Raw genomic sequence first — 18,100 nt, 5'->3', positions numbered from 1 at the left:
CCATTGTATGCCCGAACGCATAGGGAAAAACAGCCGTCAGCTTTTAGAACTCATTTCATAAATAGGCGCGAGTGCGAGCGAGTCCCGTTTGGGATGAAGTGCAAGGCGCGAATTTGGGTCAAGACTGGGCGTCTTGATCCAAATTCGTAACGCAGCAATTCGCCCAAACGGGCCGCTCCCTCCGGGTTCTGCCCATAAAGGGCGCTGGCCGCGTTGCGCTCCTTGCGTGTGGCACCGCCACACGACGCGTCGCACGCCTTGCCAGCGCCCTTTATGGGCAGAACGCATCTCACGACTATTTATGAAATGAGTTCTAGTCAGATTCGTTACAGCTTCGCGGCCTAGCATCCGTTCCAACATAAATCCTATAAATCATTTGGAGACTTGCATGAGCGACAATGCCCATGGCGCATCTGCCATCGATCCATCGCGTCCGCTGCTGGAGATCGACCGCGTCACCCTGCAATACAAGACCACCGATTCGCTGGTGACGGCCACCCAGAGCGTGAGCTTCAACGTCCATCCGGGCGATCGCTACATCCTGCTGGGTCCCTCCGGTTGCGGCAAGTCCACCCTGTTGAAGGCTATCGGCGGCTACCTGCAACCGACCTCCGGCGCGATCCGCCTCAAGGGGCGCGAGGTGCATGAGCCGGGGCCGGACCGCATGATGGTGTTCCAGGAATTCGACCAGCTGCTGCCCTGGAAGACGGTGCGCCAGAACGTCGAATTCGCGCTGCACGCCAGCGGCCGCCTGCAGGGCCGCGCCGCCGCCGAGCGCGCCGAGTACTACATCAGCAAGGTGGGCCTGGCCAAGTTCATCGACAGCTATCCGCACATGCTCTCCGGGGGCATGAAGCAGCGCGTCTCGATCGCCCGTGGCATGGCCATGGAGCCGGATGTGTTGCTGATGGACGAACCCTTCGCCGCGCTGGACGCGCTGACCCGCCGCAAGATGCAGGACGAGCTGCTGCGCCTGTGGGACGACACCCAGTTCACGGTGCTCTTCGTGACCCACTCCATCGAGGAAGCCATCCGCGTCGGTACCCGCATCCTCCTGCTGACCCCGCACCCGGGCCAGGTCCGCGCCGAACTCAACAGCATCGACCCCAGCCAGCTGGGAACCGCCGCCCAGGCCGAGCTGGAAACCCGCATCAACGACATGCTGTTCGCGCATCACTGAGCCGCGCCAGGAGACAACCATCATGCAAACCAATCTGCCCTACGTCCGCCCCGAGATCGTGGTGGAACCCAACCCCAATGCCACCGCCGAGGTGCAGCGCCCGCTGTCGGCCTTCGAATCGCTGTATCGCATGGGCTGGCTGCGCAAGACCGTGATCCTGCTGGTACTGGCGGTGATCTGGGAAGTCTATGGCCGCTGGCTGGACAATGCGCTGCTGTTCCCCAGCTTCAGCGAGACGGTGCAGGCCTTCCTCGCCGGCATCGGCAGCGGCGTGCTGCTGGAGCGTGCCGCGGTATCCATGCAGACCCTGCTGGTGGGCTACGGCCTGGGCATCCTGCTGGCCGGTCTGTTGACCACCGTGGCCATCAGTTCGCGCATCGGCAACGACCTGCTGGAAACCCTGACCTCCATGTTCAACCCGCTGCCGGCCATCGCGCTCTTGCCGCTGGCGCTGATCTGGTTCGGCCTGGGCACCGGCAGCATCATCTTCGTGCTGGTGCACTCGGTGTTGTGGGCGGTGGCCCTCAATACCCACGGCGGCTTCCGCGCGGTGTCCAACACCCTGCGCATGGTGGGCCAGAACTATGGCCTGCGCCGCTTCTCGCTGGTGAAGTCCATCCTGATCCCGGCCGCCTTCCCCAGCATCCTCACGGGCCTGAAGGTGGGCTGGGCCTTTGCCTGGCGCACGCTGATCGCAGCCGAGCTGGTGTTCGGGGTTTCTTCCGGCGCCGGCGGCCTGGGCTGGTACATCTTCGAAAACCGCAACCAGCTGGAAACCGCCAACGTCTTCTCGGGCCTGTTCTTCGTGATCATCATCGGCCTGGTGGTCGAGAACCTGATCTTCGCCCAGATCGAGAAGCGCACCATCCGCCGCTGGGGCATGCAGCACTGAGACCGAGCGCAACACGACTGACCACGACAAGACCGATAAACTGAGAACCCACAGGAGACAACACATGAAACGTCGTACCTTTAGCGGCATGATGATCGCCGCCACCCTGGCGCTGTCCACCGCCGCCGGTGCCGCCCGCGCCGAAGCGCCGGAAGTGCGCATTTCCCACGGCTACGGCCTGCTGTACCTGCCGCTGATGGTGATCCGAGACCAGGGCCTGCTGGAAAAGCATGCCAAGGCCATGGGCCTGGGCGATGTGAAGACCAAGTGGGTGCTGCTGGACGGCGGCAATGTCATCAACGACGCCATGCTGGCTGGTAACCTGGACATTGCCGGCACCGGCGCCCCGGGCTTCGTGACCCTGTGGTCCAAGGCGCATGGCATCCCGCGTTCGGAAGTGGTGGGCCTGGGCGCGCTGTCGACCTCGCCGCTCTGGCTGAACACCAACAACCCCAACGTCAAGTCGCTCAAGGACTTCACGCCCAAGGACAAGATCGCCATCCCCGGTATCAAGACCTCGCTGTCGGCCGTGCTGTTGCAGATGGCCGCGGCCAAGACCTTCGGTGCCGAGAACTACGCCAAGCTGGACCCGCTGACGGTGAGCCTGTCACACCCGGAGGCGATGGCCTCGCTGGTTTCCGGCAAGACCGAGATCACCGCCCACTTCACCTCGCCGCCGTTCTCCTACCAGGAAGCCAAGGCACCCGGCATCACCCGCGTGCTGAACTCCACCGACGTGCTGGGCCACATCACCATCGACGTGGTCTTCGCCCTGAAGTCTTTCACCGACAAGAACCCCAAGCTGACGCAAGCCTTCATGGCGGCGCAGGAAGAAGCGAACGCCTATATCGTCAAGAACCGCAAGGGCGCGGCTGAAACCTTCTTGCGCGTCTCCAAGCTCAAGCTGCCGCAGGAAGAAGTGGAACAGATGCTGGCCGACCCCGGTACCGAGTTCTCGACCACGCCGGTGGACATCATGCAATACGTGCTCTTCATGAGCAAAGCCGGCACCATCAAGACCAAGCCGGCAGTATGGAACGAGATGTTCGTGCCCGCCTTCAAGGACCGCAAGGGGAGTTGAGGGGAGTGCAGGGAAGTTGCGTGGCGCTGTCTTGCCATGACATGACACAGCCGGGGGCGGCAGACGCTGCCCCCGGCTGTGTCATTTTTCTTGCGCGTTGATCCGGTCGCAACGCTGTGCCACCAGCTCCGCCAGTGCATCTCCCAGCGATTCCGGCCGCCCTTCGAACAGGCGCTGCAAGGCCTGGGGATCGGCCAGATGCGCATACAGCGCCTGGCGCGCCGGGTAATCGGTCGCCATGCGCACTGCCGCCAGGATGTAGTCGTCCAGGGTGGCGGCAATGGTCCAGTCGGGCAGGCCGACCCGGCGGAACAGGCCCTCGTCGATGTGCTCGAAGACTTCCGACCCGCTCTTGCAGACCCCCGGCAGGCCGACCGTGAAGGCGTCGATGATGCCGTTGGTATTGCCGAAGGGCAGGGGCGACAGGAACATGTCGCACTGGTTGAAGATGGACAGGTATTGCTGGTAAGGCTGGTGCGGGTAGACCTGGGCACCCGGCACGTAGCGCAGCACCAGACGCTGCAGTTGCGGATACAGCAGCCCCTGCGCCTGACCGACCAGGAAGTGCAGATGCACCTGCTTGCCGGCGCCGCCACCGGGCGGCCGGGCCGCCAGTTCCACGATCTTCTGGCAGGCCATCAGGAAGCGCGGATTGAGCTTCATCGTGGTGGCGGCGATGGCGATGTTGACGTGGGGCAGGTCGCGTCGCTCCAGGCGCGGTACCGCGAAGGGAATGGCCGAGGGCCTATAGGGCTGGCCGTCAGCCGGCAAGCGCAGCAGCTTTTCGCTGAAGCAGGCCGGGTCGCCGACGAAGTCGTCTTCCACGCTGATGTAGTCGATGCGCGGCGAATGCGTGGTGGCCGGGTGGCCCAGCGCCGCCACCTGCAGCGGTGCCACGCGCAGGTTGGCGGCGAACATGGTGATCGGGAACATGCCCACGCTGGGCATGTAGAACACCTGTGGCTGTCGGGTGCGGGCCTGGGCGGCGATCTGGCGCATGCAGCCCATCAGGTCCGAGGGTTGCTCCAGGATGACGAATTCATCGAAGACTGCCCGCCCCAGATCGTCGGTATTGGCCTCGTAGCCCATGGCCACGACGTGGAAGTGGCGGCGTGCCGCCTCCAGCGTCTTGGAGTGGGTGCGATAGATGGAGTGACCACCGGAAAACCATTCCAGCAGCACCAGCATGACCGGCTTGCCGTCGACCCGGCCAGCGCCGTCGTGGTCCAGGTCGGCCAGACCCTCGGCGCGCAACTTCTTGACGATCAACTGGTTGATGGCGCCCTTGATGCGATGGCGCTGCGGCAGGTCGGCATAGCTGCAGTGCATGTAGACGTCGTGCAGCACCGCCACCGGCAGACCGTCCAGCGAGTCCAGCTGCTGCAGCCGGTCCGGCAGCCAGCCCAGCAAGGCCTCGCGCTTGGAGTGCGCTGCCGGCGTGCCGAGAAAGCGTGGTGACATCAAGGCCAGGAACAGGGCGGCCGCCAGCGGCTTGTTCTGCGCCCACAGCATTTCCACGTCCAGTGGCAGTTCCGATTCGGGCGAATAGAGGATGCAGAATTTCACCAGGTCCAGCGGCTTGATTTCGAACACCTCGGCCTGCGGACCGCCCAGCTTGAGCGAGGCCAGGATGTGGTCGGCATTGATGAAGTGGCTGGCGCCGAACAGCGCCGCCAGCCAGCGCTGGAAATTGATCAGCTGGCCGAAGCCGTCCGGGCTGATGTGAAAGGCGGGGTCCGAGAACAGTGCCGAGATGGCGCTGGTGACGCGGGTCAGCATGTGCTGCTCCAGCTCGGCGGCGGTGACGGCGGCCGATACCTGCAGCGAAAACTTGTCGGCCAGTTGCCCATACTGGCGATCGATCAGCAGCAGCAGGCGCACCAGTTCGCGGGCGGCTGGCTCATGCTGGCGCGAGTAGCACAGGTACTCGAATTTTTCCAGGGAGAAAATCTCGTCGGGGCTGGCCGTCATGGCGGGATCTCTTGATCAAATGGAGGCAGCCGGCATTGTGCCGTCTATGGCAGACGACTGCCAGCGCTTTCACGTCGTGCCGCGCCAGACGGCGTGGGGAAGATCCACTGCACCGCCTCCGGCGCCCCGAACAGCCGCGCCGCACCATGGGCGGCGCCGGGGATCTGCCGTTGCGGATGATCGACCGGAATCTGCCAGCGCTGCGACAGGTCGCGTTCGCTGCCCACGTAGGCCAGTTGTCGCGCCACCCGGGTCTGGCCTTGCATCGCCGCGCCGCAGGCATGGTCGAGGTAGCGGTGTTGCGGATCGGTGTCGCGAGCACCCACCATGTAGCGCACGTCCCGGGCGGCATAGCGGGCAAACAGCTGGCGTCCGTCCAGCTGCGGTGGCGGCAGGTAGGCGGGCGCATGCTGCAGCCCGTAGCGGTAGTCGTCGTAGCGCGGACAGGCCTGCATCTGCATAGTCGGGATGGCAAAGCCGTCGCCGAGCGGGCGTTCCGGGCTCAGGTAGAGGTAGGAGGAGGGGCTGGAGATGACATAGCGCACATGGATGCCCGTCTGTTGCAGCTCTTCCGTGACCGCATTCAACACCGCGTAGCGCTGCAGCAGCTGCGCCCCGGCCGAATGGCCGATCAGCACGATCTCGCGCAGGTCCGGAAAGCGCCGCGGGTCACCCAGCCAACGCAGCAGGTCGTCCAGCACCTGGAAACTGGTGATCCCGTTCACGCCCCGCGCCGACGGTTCGCCCTGCATCCAGGCGCCGCCGCCCCATACCGGCATGCCCGGCAGCACGCCACGATCCTTGCGGGCCATGAAGTTGGGGGCCAGCAGCAAGTTGTCGGACGCTGCCAGACCAGCCATCGTCAGCAGGTGTTGACCGATGGCGAAGTAATCGTCGGCGTTGCGCTTGACGCCGTGCAGGATCAGCACGGCCTGCCGCACGTGGCTTGGCAACTGGCCCAGATCAGCATTGGCATACACGGCGAAGGTGTAGGGCTTGCGAGAGGGGCCTTCCAGTTGCAGCGGCTGGCGCGCCGCCTCAACGCTGGTACCGCTGGTACCGCCGGCACTGCTGACCCCGCTGGCAGCGGAGGCACTGGCACAGTGAGCCTGGAGTAAGGTCAGCAGCAACGCCAGGGCGAAGGCGAGGGACATCAGGGAAGAGGGTGGTCGGGCCATGGTCTCAAAGGTGGCGAGCCTGTGCGTGCGTCGGCCTGCCACTATAGCCGGCAAATGCCCGGCCCGCTCAGTGCGACGTACGGGCCTGCAGCATGGCCGAGGGCGACTGGCCGAACAGTTTCTTGTAGTCGCACGAGAACTGGCTGAAATTGCTGAAACCCCAGGCCGCCGCAATGTCGCCGATGGGCTGTCGGCCATCGCCCTGGGCCAGCGCGCGGCGCACGCCGTTCAGGCGCAGCAGGCGCAGGTAGCTCATCGGGCTCACGCCCAGCACATCCTCGAAACAGTATTGCAGCGTACGCCGGCTCACATGCAGGGCCTCGCACAGCATGGGCACGGTGACCGGGCTTTCCTGATGGGCCAGGGCCAGATCGCGGGCATCGTTGACGATGCGACGGCGGCGCAACAGGCTGGCGCCGGCCTCGGCTTCGATGTCGCCTTCATCCAGCAGTGCCAGCAGCGAGACCAGCACCGCTTCCTGGCGCAGTTGCAGGGCGGCATGGGCTGCCTGGCCGCTGGCCTGGCCGGCCAGCGCGAGCAGGGCGCCGATCTGGTGGCGGCAATCGTCCAGGCCGCCGGCGTCCACCTTCAGCATTTCGGCCTGACCCAGCCGGCGCCAGTCGGGCTGGCAGCCGAGCCGGGCGGCGCTGGCCTGCAGGGCGTCGCGCTGGACCACGACACCGAAGATGTCATGTTGATCCGGCGTGACCAGTTCGAATTCGCAGGCGCCGGGTCGGGTCATCACCACGTCCTGTGGCACCAGGCGGCCATTGATGCGCATGCCCATGGTGCGCACCTCGATGCCGAACCAGTAGGCATCCGGCCAGACCTGGCAGGACTGGCGCACGGCACGGCTGCCGGCCTCGCGGAAGATCTGCAGACCTTCGCTCTGCCATTCCTGCAGCACACCCTCGAAGCTGCCGCAGGCCAACTGGTCGTAGCGCTGCTCCCAGTCGGTGAGGTTATGGGCATGTTCGTCCACGTCACGCGCAACGGCGGTGCGCAATGCCCGCCGGCTGTGCGTTGCCACTGTGTCAGGCTGGGACAGTGCAAGAGAGGACATGGGACGACTCCATAGATGAGTGGCATCGATAGCCGCCCGCAGGCGACGCAGTTTTGCCGAATTTCGATAACGCCGCCGATTTCGCCGTTGCTATATTGCGTCGCTAGGGCAGCGTCTTGATCAAAATCAAGCAAGCCGCATGCCCGCAAAGATGGCTCTTTTGCCACCCTGACGGCCGCCGCAGTGCGGCCCACCTCTCGCGCCAACAGGAGAATCCGATGAATGCAAGCTCTTCAGGGCAGGGGCATACGCTCAAGCCCGTCCTGTCCACCCTGCAGCTCTGGGCCATTGCGGTCGGGCTGGTGATCTCCGGTGAGTATTTCGGCTGGAGCTACGGCTGGGCCAGCGCCGGCACGCTGGGCTTTACGGTGACGGCGCTGTTCATCGCGGCCATGTACGCCACCTTCATCTTCAGCTTTACCGAACTGACCACCTCCATCCCCCATGCCGGCGGCCCGTTCGCCTACAGCAAGCGCGCCTTCGGGCCGGTGGGCGGTTACCTGGCCGGGGCGGCCACGCTGATCGAGTTCGTCTTCGCGCCGCCGGCCATTGCGCTGGCCATCGGGGCCTATCTGAACGTGCAGTTTCCGGCGCTCGACCCCAAGCTGGCCGCGCTGGGCGCCTATCTGGTCTTCATGACGCTCAATATCGTGGGGGTGCAGATCGCCGCCACCTTCGAGCTGTGCGTGACGCTGCTGGCGATCTTCGAACTGCTGGTCTTCATGGGCGTGGTGGCGCCGGGCTTCTCGATGGCCAACTTCACCAAGGGCGGCTGGTCGGGCAGCGATGGTTTCAGCCTGGCGGCGGTGCCGGGCATGTTTGCGGCGATCCCGTTCGCGATCTGGTTCTTCCTGGCCATCGAAGGCGTGGCCATGGCCGCCGAGGAAGCCAAGGACCCGCGTCGCTCCATCCCCATCGCCTATATCACCGGCATCCTGACGCTGGTGGTGCTGGCCATCGGCGTGATGCTCTTCGCCGGTGGCGTGGGTGACTGGACCAAGCTGGCCAACATCAACGACCCGTTGCCGCAGGCCATGAAGCTGATCGTCGGCGAGAACAGCAACTGGCTGCACATGCTGGTGTGGCTGGGCCTGTTCGGTCTGGTGGCGTCCTTCCACGGCATCATCCTGGGTTATTCGCGGCAGATCTTCGCCCTGGCCCGGGAGGGTTACCTGCCGGCCTATTTCGCCCGTGTCCATCCCCGTTTCAAGACCCCGCACCGGGCCATCCTGGCCGGCGGCGTGGTGGGCATTGCCGCCATCTACAGCGATGAACTCATCAAGATCGGCGGCCAGACCCTCACCGCCAACATCGTCACCATGTCGGTGTTCGGCGCGATCCTGATGTACATCCTGTCGATGCTCTCGCTGTTCCGCCTGCGCCGCGACGAGGCCGGCCTGGAGCGCCCGTTCCGGGCACCCCTGTACCCGTACTTCCCGGCCTTCGCGCTGTTCGGCGCGCTGGTGTGCATGGCCACCATGATCTATTACAACCCGCTGATCTTCGGCATCTTCGTCGGCCTGCTGGCCCTGGGCTATGCCTGGTTCCTGGCAACGGCGCGACGCCGGGCGGAGGGTGCGGCAGCGATGGCGAAATCCTGAGCGGCATGATTTTCCAAACGATATAAAACTTTTATTTCCTCAAGGCCATCATGAACAACAAGCACACACCGACCACCGACTCCCACCCGCCCGCGCTGCAGCGCCGTGGTTTCCTGGGCGGCCTGCTGGCCGCTGCCGCAGGCGGCACGCTGGCGACCCTGGCCAGCCCGGCCCATGCAGCCAGCCGCGCCGAGGTGGCGCTGGACCGCGCCAAGTGGGCCATGCGCAATCACGACATGGTGGCGCAGATGATCGCCGAACACGGCAAGCTGGCGCCGGGCTACCAGTCCAACAAGCGCCCCTACGCGGTCTTTGACTGGGACAACACCAGCATCATGAATGACTGCGAGGAAGCGCTGCTGATGTACCAGATCAATACGCTGTCCTTCAAGCTGAGCCCGGCCGAGTTTGCCGCCATCACGCGCCAGAACGTGCCACCGGGTCCGTTCAGCAAGGACTTCAAGAATGGTGCCGGCCAGATCGTCGACCTCGACTCCATCTGCGCCGACCTAGACGCCGACTATGCCTTCCTGCACGCCAACTACAAGGGCATGGCGGGCAGCAAGTCGCTGGAGGAAGTGACGGCTACCACCGAGTTCCAGGACTTCCGCGCCAAGCTGTATTACCTCTACGAAGCGGTCAACGACACCCATGGCGTGAACGTCGGCTATCCGTGGGTGATCTATTTCTTCGCCAACATGAGCGTGGCCGAGGTGAGTGCCCTGGCCGAGGCCTCCAACGATGCGGCACTGGGCGCCGCGCTGACCAAGGTCAAGTACACCAGCCCGGCCGACCGTCCGGGCAAGGCGGGCGTGGTGAGCGTGTCGCACTTCCACGGCATCCGCCTGTGCACCGAAATCGCCACCCTGATGGACAGCCTGCGTCGCAACGGCATCGACGTCTATGTCTGTACCGCCTCGCTGGAAGATGTGGTGGCGGTGTTCGCGACCCATCCCAAGTACGGTTACCACGTCACGCGTGACAACGTCATCGGCCTGCGTCTGGAGCGCAATGGCCAGGCCTTCCGCAATGCCTACCTCAAGGACTGGCCGCTGACCTGGGGGCCGGGCAAGACGGTCGCCATCAAGCAGGTGCTGGTGGCGCAGAAGGGCTACGGGCCGCTGTTCGTGGCAGGCGATAGCGATGGCGATTACGATATGCTGCGTGACTTCCCGGAGACCCGTTTCGGGCTCATCGTCAACCGCATGAAGAACGGCAAGATCGGCGAGCTGTCCAAACTGGCGGCCGACCAGATCAGCACCGACAAGCCACGCTTCCTGCTGCAGGGCCGGCAGGAATCGACCGGCAACTGGGTGCCGGCTGAAACCAGCATCAAATACGGCAAGACCGCACCGCAACTGCTCACCAGCTGAGCGGCAGGGTGCCAGACCGGGCCGGTGCCGCCACCCACGGCAGCACCGGCTCCGGCGAACAAGGAGGAGCAGCACCATGGCCGAACACCGTTTCCGGCACAGCGCAGGTAGCGCCAGCTACGTGTTTCGCGATCTCAAGGACTTGATGGCCAAGGCCAGCCCGGCGCGCTCGGGCGACCTGCTGGCCGGGGTGGCGGCGGGCAGCGCCGAAGAGCGGGCGATTGCACAGATGGCGCTGGCCGATCTGCCGCTGAAGCTCTTCCTGGAAGAGCCGCTCATCCCCTATGAAGAGGACGAGATCACCCGTCTCATCCTCGACAGCCACGACCGCGCCGCCTTCGCGCCCATCGCCCATCTCACCGTGGGCGACCTGCGCAACTGGCTGCTGGCCGACGACACAGACAGCACCGTGCTGGCAGCGGTGGCGCCCGGCATCACCCCGGAGATGGCCGCGGCCGTCAGCAAGATCATGCGCAACCAGGACCTGATCCTGGTGGCCAAGAAGTGCCGCGTGGTGACGGCCTTTCGCAATACCATCGGCCTGCCGGGCCGGCTCTCGACCCGCCTGCAGCCCAATCACCCGACCGACGACGCCAGCGGCATCGCCGCCAGCATGCTCGATGGCCTGATGTACGGCAATGGCGATGCCGTCATCGGCATCAACCCCGCCACCGATAACGTGCCGCAGGTGGTCAAGCTGGTCGGCATGATGGCCGACGTCATTGCGCGCTATGACATTCCCACCCAATCCTGCGTATTGACCCACGTCACCAACACGATTGCCGCCATTGAGCGCGGTGCGCCGGTGGACCTGGTATTCCAGTCGATTGCCGGCACCGAGGCCGCCAATCGCAGCTTCGGCATCGACCTCTCCCTGCTGGGCGAGGCGCGTGAGGCTGCCCTGTCGCTCAAGCGCGGTACCGTGGGCGACAACGTCATGTATTTCGAGACCGGGCAGGGCAGTGCGCTCTCGGCCAATGCCCATCACGGGATCGACCAGCAGACCTGCGAGGCCCGGGCCTACGCGGTGGCGCGGGCGTTCAGGCCGCTGCTGGTGAACACTGTGGTCGGCTTCATCGGTCCCGAATATCTCTACGACGGCAAGCAGATCATCCGCGCCGGTCTGGAAGACCACTTCTGCGCCAAGCTGCTGGGCCTGCCCATGGGCTGCGATGTCTGCTACACCAACCACGCCGAGGCCGACCAGAACGACATGGACGTGCTACTGACCCTGCTGGGCGTGGCCGGTTGTACCTTCGTGATGGGCATCCCCGGCTCGGACGACATCATGCTGAACTACCAGACCACGTCCTTCCACGATGCGCTGTATGCGCGCCGGGTGCTGGGTTCGCGCCCTGCGCCCGAGTTCGAGGCCTGGCTGCACCGGATGCAGATCTTCAACCAGGGCAGCGACGAAGCCGCCTTCCGCCTGCATGCCGACATGGCGCCGGGCTTTCGCGATACCTTGCTGCGGCTGCAATGACCATGGACGACCAGCCCATTTCTCCTTCAGGTGCAGAAAACCTCAGCCCCGGTGCGGAATTGGTCACGGCCAATCCGTGGGAAGCGCTACGCCGTTTCACCGCTGCACGCATCGCCCTGGGGCGCAGCGGCGTCAGCCTGCCGACCGCGCCGCAACTGGCCTTCCAGCTGGCGCATGCGCAGGCGCGGGATGCCGTGCATCTGCCGCTGGATGTGGCTGCCTTGACGGCACAGTTGCAGGCGCAGGGCATCTGCGCTGCCGAAGAGGTACTGCAGGTACAGAGCGCGGCGGCGGATCGCCTGGTCTATCTGCAGCGCCCTGACTTCGGACGCAAGCTCTCGGAGGCATCGCGCCAGCAGTTGCTGGCGCGTTTCGGCGGCCAGGCGCCACGTAGCTATGACGTCGGCTTCGTCATCGCCGATGGGCTCTCGGCCCGCGCCATCGTGCGCAATGCCGCGCCTTTTCTGGGCGAGGTGATGCAACGCATCGCACCGGAAGGCTGGACCATGGCGCCGCCGGTGATCGTGCAACAGGGCCGGGTGGCGGTGGCTGACGAGATCGGGGAATTGCTGGGCGTGAAGCTGGTGGTGATTCTGATCGGCGAGCGCCCGGGCCTGAGCTCACCCGACAGCATGGGTCTGTACCTGACCTGGATGCCGGCACGCGGATTGACCGATGCCAGCCGCAACTGCATTTCCAACGTACGCCCGGAAGGCTTGCCCTATCCGGAAGCCGCCTACAAGCTGCACTACCTGATGGCCCAGGCGCACCAGCGCAGCCTGTCGGGCGTGGCCTTGAAGGATGAGACGGCCGGTGAGGGTGCGGAGCTGGATGTGCGGCGCAATTTCCTGCTCGATGGCGCCTGAAATCGGGCCGGCACATGATCATGGGAGGATGCCCTGAGAACCGTTCGGACTGAGTAGCGGCTTTGCCGCGTATCGAAGACTCACCGGCATGCGCGCCTTCGATACGCCGCACTGACGTGCGGCTACTCAGTCCGAACGGTAGTCGGTTGGTTTGCCGCTATTCAAGATGGCCGTTCGGACTGAGTAGCGGCTCTGCCGCGTATCGAAGACTCACCGGCATGCGCGCCTTCGATACGCCGCACTGATGTGCGGCTACTCAGTCCGAACGGTAGTCGGTTGGTTTGCCGCTATTCAAGATGGCCGTTCGGACTGAGTAGCGGCTCTGACGCGTATCGAAGACTCACCGGCATGCGCGCCTTCGATACGCCGCACTGATGTGCGGCTACTCAGTCCGAACGGTAGTGGGTTCGCCAGCAGCTTCCCCGCATGGCCCTGCCATGCAGGCTCATCCCGCAAAAAGCAAAAAGGCCGCGAACTTGCATTCGCGGCCTTTCCGTTTTCACTGCGGGAGGGTGCTCCAGCTACCCTCCCGCAGATGAAGGCGCCTTACAGCGATTCCAGCGCCTTGTTCAGCGTGGCGCTCGGACGCATCACGGCGAAGGTCTTTTCGCGGTCCGGCAGGTAGTAGCCGCCGATGTCCACTTCCTTGCCCTGCACCGCATTGAGCTCTTCCACGATCTTCTGCTCGTTGTCGGTCAGTGCCTTGGCCAGCGGTGCGAACTGCTTGGCCAGATCGGCGTCGTCCTTCTGCGCGGCCAGTTCCTGGGCCCAGTACATGGCCAGGTAGAAGTGGCTGCCGCGGTTGTCCAGTTCACCGGTCTTGGGCGAGGGCGACTTGTTGTTGTCCAGCAGCTTGCCGGTGGCGGCGTCCAGGGTCTTGGCCAGCACCTTGGCGCGGTTGTTGCCGGTCTTGATGCCCACGTCCTCGATGGACACGGCCAGGGCCAGGAATTCACCCAGCGAATCCCAGCGCAGGTGGTTTTCACCGACCAGCTGTTGGACGTGCTTGGGCGCCGAGCCGCCAGCGCCGGTTTCGAACATGCCGCCGCCGGCCATCAGCGGAACGATCGACAGCATCTTGGCCGAGGTACCCAGTTCCATGATCGGGAACAGGTCGGTCAGGTAGTCGCGCAGAATGTTGCCGGTCACCGAGATGGTGTCCTGGCCACGGATGACGCGTTCCAGGGTGTAACGCATGGCGCGCACTTGCGACATGATCTGGATGTTGGCACCGGTCAGGTCGTGATCCTTCAGGTAGGTGTTGACCTTCTTGATCAGTTCGGCTTCGTGCGGGCGGTACGGGTCCAGCCAGAACACGGCCGGCATGCCGGACAGGCGGGCGCGGGTCACGGCCAGCTTGACCCAGTCGCGCACCGCTGCGTCCTTGACCTGGCACATGCGCCAGATGTCGCCTTCTTCCACGTTCTGCTCCAGCAGGACCTGGCCGTCCAGGGTGACGATGCGGGCCACGCCGGCTTGCGCGATTTCGAAGGTCTTGTCGTGCGAACCGTATTCCTCGGCCTTCTGGGCCATCAGGCCGACGTTGGGCACGGTACCCATGGTGGTCGGGTCGAAGGCGCCGTTGGTCTTGCAGAAGTTGATGATTTCCTGATAGATGCGGGCGAAGGTCGATTCCGGCAGCAGGGCCTTGGTGTCTTCGGTCTTGCCGGCGGCGTTCCACATCTTGCCACCCGCGCGGATCATGGCCGGCATGGAGGCATCGACGATCACGTCGTTGGGGGCGTGCAGGTTGGTGATGCCCTTGGCGGAGTCCACCATGGCCAGGCGCGGACGCTTGGCTTCGTCGGCCTTCAGGTCGGCCAGCACTTCAGCCTTTTTGGCTTCGGGCAGGGTGTTGATCTTTTCATAGACACCCGACATGCCGTTGTTCGGGTTCACGCCGATCTCGGCGAACAGGGCGGCGTGCTTGGCGAAAGTGTCCTTGTAGTAGGTACGCACGGCGTGGCCGAAGACGATGGGGTGCGAAACCTTCATCATGGTGGCCTTGACGTGCACCGACAGCAGCAGGTCGGTATCGAAGGCATCCTGCATCTGTTCTTCGTAGTAGGCGCACAGGGCCTTCTTGCTCATGAACATGCTGTCGATGATTTCACCGGCCTGCAGCGAGACCTTGGACTTCAGGACGATGGTTTCACCGGACTTGGTGACCAGGTCCATCTTGACGTCGACGGCCTTGTCCAGGGTCAGGCTCTTTTCACCGGCGTAGAAGTCGCCGCCGTGCATGTGCGCCACGTGGGTGCGCGAGGCCATGGACCACTTGGCCATCGAGTGCGGGTGCTTGCGGGCGTAGTTCTTGACGGCGTTGGGTGCGCGGCGATCGGAGTTGCCTTCGCGCAGGACCGGGTTCACGGCGCTGCCGGTGACCTTGGCGTAGCGCTTTTGCAGGGCCTTCTCTTCGTCGGTGGACGGGTTTTCCGGATAGTCGGGCAGCTTGTAGCCGCGTGCCTGCAGTTCGCGGATGGCCGCTTGCAGCTGCAGGATGGAGGCGCTGATGTTGGGCAGCTTGATGATGTTGGCGTCCGGGCTCTGGGTCAGTGCGCCCAGTGCGGCCAGGTTGTCGGGGACTTTCTGCTCATCGGTGAGGTACTCCGGGAATTCAGCCAAGATACGAGCAGCCACCGAAATATCGCTTTCGACGACGTCGATGCCAGCCGGAGCGGTGAACTTCTTGACGATGGGCAAGAGCGAATGGGTCGCCAGATAGGGTGCCTCGTCGGTCAGCGTATAGATGATGGTCGGGTTGCCAGTAGTCACGATGATGTCCTTGCGTTGGTGTGTTGATGTGCTTTGGTGCGATCCTCGCAGCGCCGGATGGACCGTCCTTGCTCTGTCGGCCTGGACTGGTGCCATCTCCTTGTCGGCTTGCTGCGCGGAAATTCGTCTCCCGGGGCGGCGTTCCCGGCGTACTGCTGCCAGAGGGCCGCGGCAAAAAACAGCGGTAGTTTACTCCTAAGCGGGCGGAAATGCTTCAACTCTTATATAAGACTTGAAGAAATTTTTGTATTTGCTTCGATTCAAGGGGCCGCGGTTTGTCGGGCAGTGATGATCGATTAACCTTTTTGGTTTAATCACCTATTGGGTTAGAATCCGCATGGAAAAGCGCACTGCACACTGCAAGCTTGCCGTGGTCCATGCCCTGGTCCAGGCCGGGCAGGTCCAGGCCACGGCCGCTGCCTTCCAGGGCGCCCGTGCCATCGGGATCGAGAACCTTGATGGCATCTGCAACGTAGTCCTGCGGCTGACGCCTGACGACTTCCATAAAAGTATGACAACGCACATGGACCATCGTATCTGGCAGGACGTCTATCACGCCCGGCTCGCTGCGGGCGTATGGGCCTACGTCAAGTTGACGGTGGTCGATGAGGTGCTTGTCGTTTCCTTCAAGGAGCTATGAAATGAAATGTCCCTCCTGTGGTGGCGCTGAACTGGTGCGCGATACCCGCAACCTGACCTATGTCTACAAGGGTGAAAGCACGGTCATTGAAGCGGTGACGGGGAATTTCTGTCCGGCCTGTGGCGAGATACTGCTCAATCGCGAGCAGGGGGATCGCTACAGCGCCCTGATCGGGCAGTTCCAGCGCCACATCAATGCGGCCTACGTTGATCCGGACTACATCGCCCGCGTCCGCCGCAAGCTCGACCTCGACCAGCGCCAGGCTGCTGAACTCTTCGGGGGCGGTGTCAATGCCTTTTCCCGCTACGAAAACGGCAAGACCAAGCCGCCGCTGTCACTCGTCAAGCTGTTCCGGCTGCTGGACCGCCATCCGGACTTGCTGGAAGAGATTCGCACGGCCTGAGCGTTGCGCGCATAAAAAAGGGCCGCTTACCTTCAGCGGCCCATCATTCCAATAGCTATTGCAAAAACGCTAGTCAGGCTGCAGCCACCTGCTGTGCCGTCTTGTTGCGGTAGAGGATCAGGGTGGCGATCAGACCACACACCGCGGCTGCGCTCATCCAGATGCCAGGCGCCGCCTTGTCGCCGGTGGCCTGGATCAGGCCGGTGGCGATGGCCGGGGTGAAGCCGCCGAACACTGCCGTGGCCAGGCTGTAGGCCAGCGAGAAACCTGCGGTACGCACATCGGCCGGCATCACTTCGGTCAGTGCCACCACCATCGCGCCGTTGTAGCTGGCGTAGAGGAAGGACAGCCACAGTTCCACGATCAGCATCTTGCCGAAGGTGGCGTCATGCACCAGCCAGTTCACGGCCGGGTAGGCGGTCAGGATGGTCAGTACCGTGAAGGCCACCAGGATGGGGCGACGGCCGATGCGGTCCGACAGCGCGCCCATGATGGGCAGCCAGATGAAGTTGGACACGCCCACGCACAAAGTGACGATCAGGCTGGCTTCGGTGGACAGTTTCAGGACGTTCTTGCCGAAGGTCGGGGTGTAGACCGTGATCAGGTAGAACGACACGGTCGTCATCGACACCAGCATCATGCCGGCGATGACCAGCTTCCAGTTCTCGATCATGGAGCGGAAGATCTGGCCGGTGCTCGGACGATGCTTGCGGCGCATGAATTCTTCGGTTTCCTGCAGCGAGCGGCGGATCACGAACAGCACCGGCACGATCAGGCAGCCGATGAAGAAGGGAATACGCCAGCCCCAGTCACCGACCTGGGCCGGGGTGAGGGTGGTCGAGAGTGCGTAGCCGATGGCGGCCGCCACGATGATGGCCACCTGCTGGCTGCCGGACTGCCAGCTCACGTAAAAGCCCTTGCGGCCGGGCGTGGCCATTTCGGCCAGGTAGACCGACACACCGCCCAGCTCCACGCCGGCCGAGAAGCCTTGCAGCAGGCGGCCGATCAGCACCAGCACGGGCGCCAGCGCGCCGATGGTGGCGTAGGAGGGGACAAAGGCGATCAGCATGGTGCCCAGCGCCATCAGGGCTAGGGTCACGATCAGGCCCTGGCGGCGACCGACGCGGTCCACGTAGGCGCCCAGGATGATGGCACCCAGCGGACGCATCAGGAAGCCGGCGCCAAAGGTCATGAAGGTCAGCATCAGGGACGCGAACTCGTTGTCGCCCGGGAAGAAGGCCTTGGAGATGTGCGTCGCGTAGAAACCGAACAGGAAGAAATCGAACATTTCCATGAAGTTGCCGCTGGTAACCCGCAGCACCGTGGAAAACTTCGACGGCGAAGAAGTGGATGTCGTCATGATATGTGCCTCGTTATCTGTTGGGCGGACCGTGTTGCTTCCGGTCTTGCGCCTGTCTCGTCCCGCCATGCGGCAGGTTGTGTCAGGATCTTTTTTGTGGGGACAGCTATTGCGCCGCCGATTCTATGCCCGAATTCCCGACCATGGACCACGCTGACCCGGGATGGAAGCAAATATCGGTTTTTTCGATAGCTGGATGAAAGCTTGGGAAGCCAATCCGGCCAAAAAAGGGGC

Annotated in this window: 14 protein-coding genes; 9 read left to right on the top strand and 5 right to left on the bottom strand. The window is 63.9% G+C overall.

Annotation, left to right across the window (positions count from 1 at the left end; genetic code table 11):
- Positions 1–388 precede the first annotated feature (388 nt).
- From HFRIS_RS13160 to HFRIS_RS13150, 3 genes are all read left to right on the top strand, one after another.
- Complete coding sequence (locus tag HFRIS_RS13160) at positions 389–1,180, top strand: ABC transporter ATP-binding protein (protein WP_006463863.1); 792 nt, start codon at positions 389–391, stop codon at positions 1,178–1,180.
- A gap of 22 nt (positions 1,181–1,202) precedes the next feature.
- A complete protein-coding gene (locus HFRIS_RS13155) occupies positions 1,203–2,072 on the top strand; it encodes an ABC transporter permease (RefSeq protein WP_006463862.1) in 870 nt (289 codons plus the stop codon).
- 64 nt (positions 2,073–2,136) lie between these two features.
- The gene (locus HFRIS_RS13150) at positions 2,137–3,153 is read left to right on the top strand and encodes an ABC transporter substrate-binding protein (protein WP_006463861.1); all 1,017 of its coding nucleotides are present in this window, start codon (positions 2,137–2,139) and stop codon (positions 3,151–3,153) included.
- Positions 3,154–3,234: 81 nt separating this feature from the next.
- On the opposite strand, the gene HFRIS_RS13145 is transcribed toward HFRIS_RS13150, so the two are convergent.
- The 3 genes from HFRIS_RS13145 to HFRIS_RS13135 all read right to left on the bottom strand — a co-directional run bounded on the left by HFRIS_RS13145 (position 3,235) and on the right by HFRIS_RS13135 (position 7,365).
- Positions 3,235–5,124: a hypothetical protein gene (locus tag HFRIS_RS13145; RefSeq protein WP_006463860.1), complete on the bottom strand. Its 1,890-nt coding sequence runs from the start codon at positions 5,122–5,124 to the stop codon at positions 3,235–3,237.
- A gap of 44 nt (positions 5,125–5,168) precedes the next feature.
- Positions 5,169–6,302 carry a hypothetical protein gene (locus HFRIS_RS13140; RefSeq protein ID WP_051110915.1) on the bottom strand — a complete coding sequence of 378 codons (1,134 nt, stop codon included), beginning with the start codon at positions 6,300–6,302 and terminating at the stop codon, positions 5,169–5,171.
- A 67-nt stretch (positions 6,303–6,369) separates the two neighbouring features.
- On the bottom strand, positions 6,370–7,365 hold the full coding sequence (locus HFRIS_RS13135; protein WP_039875644.1) for a helix-turn-helix domain-containing protein: 996 nt from the start codon (positions 7,363–7,365) through the stop codon (positions 6,370–6,372).
- A gap of 218 nt (positions 7,366–7,583) precedes the next feature.
- Here HFRIS_RS13135 and eat point away from each other — a divergent pair, with 218 nt between their 5' ends.
- The 4 genes from eat to eutC all read left to right on the top strand — a co-directional run bounded on the left by eat (position 7,584) and on the right by eutC (position 12,688).
- Positions 7,584–8,966, top strand: coding sequence for an ethanolamine permease (gene eat / locus HFRIS_RS13130; protein WP_006463857.1), 1,383 nt, complete (start codon positions 7,584–7,586; stop codon positions 8,964–8,966).
- Positions 8,967–9,016: 50 nt separating this feature from the next.
- A complete protein-coding gene (locus tag HFRIS_RS13125; RefSeq protein WP_006463856.1) occupies positions 9,017–10,339 on the top strand; it encodes an HAD family hydrolase in 1,323 nt (440 codons plus the stop codon).
- A 76-nt stretch (positions 10,340–10,415) separates the two neighbouring features.
- The gene (locus tag HFRIS_RS13120) at positions 10,416–11,822 is read left to right on the top strand and encodes an ethanolamine ammonia-lyase subunit EutB (protein WP_006463855.1); all 1,407 of its coding nucleotides are present in this window, start codon (positions 10,416–10,418) and stop codon (positions 11,820–11,822) included.
- On the top strand, positions 11,819–12,688 hold the full coding sequence (gene eutC, locus HFRIS_RS13115) for an ethanolamine ammonia-lyase subunit EutC (protein WP_006463854.1): 870 nt from the start codon (positions 11,819–11,821) through the stop codon (positions 12,686–12,688). The genes HFRIS_RS13120 and eutC overlap by 4 nt, the downstream gene beginning before the upstream one ends.
- A gap of 546 nt (positions 12,689–13,234) precedes the next feature.
- On the opposite strand, the gene HFRIS_RS13110 is transcribed toward eutC, so the two are convergent.
- Positions 13,235–15,463 (bottom strand): NADP-dependent isocitrate dehydrogenase, encoded by a 2,229-nt coding sequence (locus HFRIS_RS13110; RefSeq protein WP_006463853.1) that lies wholly within the window; start codon positions 15,461–15,463, stop codon positions 13,235–13,237.
- A 337-nt stretch (positions 15,464–15,800) separates the two neighbouring features.
- On the opposite strand from HFRIS_RS13110, the gene HFRIS_RS13105 reads away from it, so the two are divergent.
- On the top strand, positions 15,801–16,103 hold the full coding sequence (locus HFRIS_RS13105) for a type II toxin-antitoxin system MqsR family toxin (RefSeq protein ID WP_006463852.1): 303 nt from the start codon (positions 15,801–15,803) through the stop codon (positions 16,101–16,103).
- Between the two features lies 1 nt (position 16,104).
- Positions 16,105–16,506, top strand: a complete 402-nt coding sequence (locus HFRIS_RS13100) for a type II toxin-antitoxin system MqsA family antitoxin (RefSeq protein ID WP_006463851.1) — start codon at positions 16,105–16,107, stop codon at positions 16,504–16,506.
- 73 nt (positions 16,507–16,579) lie between these two features.
- On the opposite strand, the gene tcuC is transcribed toward HFRIS_RS13100, so the two are convergent.
- Entirely contained in the window at positions 16,580–17,866 is a 1,287-nt protein-coding gene (tcuC, locus tag HFRIS_RS13095; protein WP_006463849.1) for an MFS transporter, read from the bottom strand.
- Between the last annotated feature and the right edge of the window lie 234 nt (positions 17,867–18,100).

The sequence above is a fragment of the Herbaspirillum frisingense GSF30 genome, assembly GCF_000300975.2.
GTDB lineage: Bacteria > Pseudomonadota > Gammaproteobacteria > Burkholderiales > Burkholderiaceae_D > Herbaspirillum > Herbaspirillum frisingense.
This window is presented reverse-complemented; position numbering and strand designations above follow the sequence as displayed.

Bases quoted from the DNA above. Each gene is read 5' to 3' on its own strand.
- HFRIS_RS13120 (WP_006463855.1), top strand. From the start codon at position 10,416: ATGGCCGAACACCGTTTCCGGCACAGCGCAGGTAGCGCCAGCTACGTG.
- HFRIS_RS13125 (WP_006463856.1), top strand. From the start codon at position 9,017: ATGAACAACAAGCACACACCGACCACCGACTCCCACCCGCCCGCGCTG.
- HFRIS_RS13150 (WP_006463861.1), top strand. From the start codon at position 2,137: ATGAAACGTCGTACCTTTAGCGGCATGATGATCGCCGCCACCCTGGCG.
- HFRIS_RS13135 (WP_039875644.1), bottom strand. From the start codon at position 7,365: ATGTCCTCTCTTGCACTGTCCCAGCCTGACACAGTGGCAACGCACAGC.
- eat (WP_006463857.1), top strand. From the start codon at position 7,584: ATGAATGCAAGCTCTTCAGGGCAGGGGCATACGCTCAAGCCCGTCCTG.
- HFRIS_RS13155 (WP_006463862.1), top strand. From the start codon at position 1,203: ATGCAAACCAATCTGCCCTACGTCCGCCCCGAGATCGTGGTGGAACCC.
- tcuC (WP_006463849.1), bottom strand. From the start codon at position 17,866: ATGACGACATCCACTTCTTCGCCGTCGAAGTTTTCCACGGTGCTGCGG.
- HFRIS_RS13105 (WP_006463852.1), top strand. From the start codon at position 15,801: ATGGAAAAGCGCACTGCACACTGCAAGCTTGCCGTGGTCCATGCCCTG.
- HFRIS_RS13140 (WP_051110915.1), bottom strand. From the start codon at position 6,302: ATGGCCCGACCACCCTCTTCCCTGATGTCCCTCGCCTTCGCCCTGGCG.
- eutC (WP_006463854.1), top strand. From the start codon at position 11,819: ATGACCATGGACGACCAGCCCATTTCTCCTTCAGGTGCAGAAAACCTC.
- HFRIS_RS13145 (WP_006463860.1), bottom strand. From the start codon at position 5,124: ATGACGGCCAGCCCCGACGAGATTTTCTCCCTGGAAAAATTCGAGTAC.
- HFRIS_RS13100 (WP_006463851.1), top strand. From the start codon at position 16,105: ATGAAATGTCCCTCCTGTGGTGGCGCTGAACTGGTGCGCGATACCCGC.
- HFRIS_RS13160 (WP_006463863.1), top strand. From the start codon at position 389: ATGAGCGACAATGCCCATGGCGCATCTGCCATCGATCCATCGCGTCCG.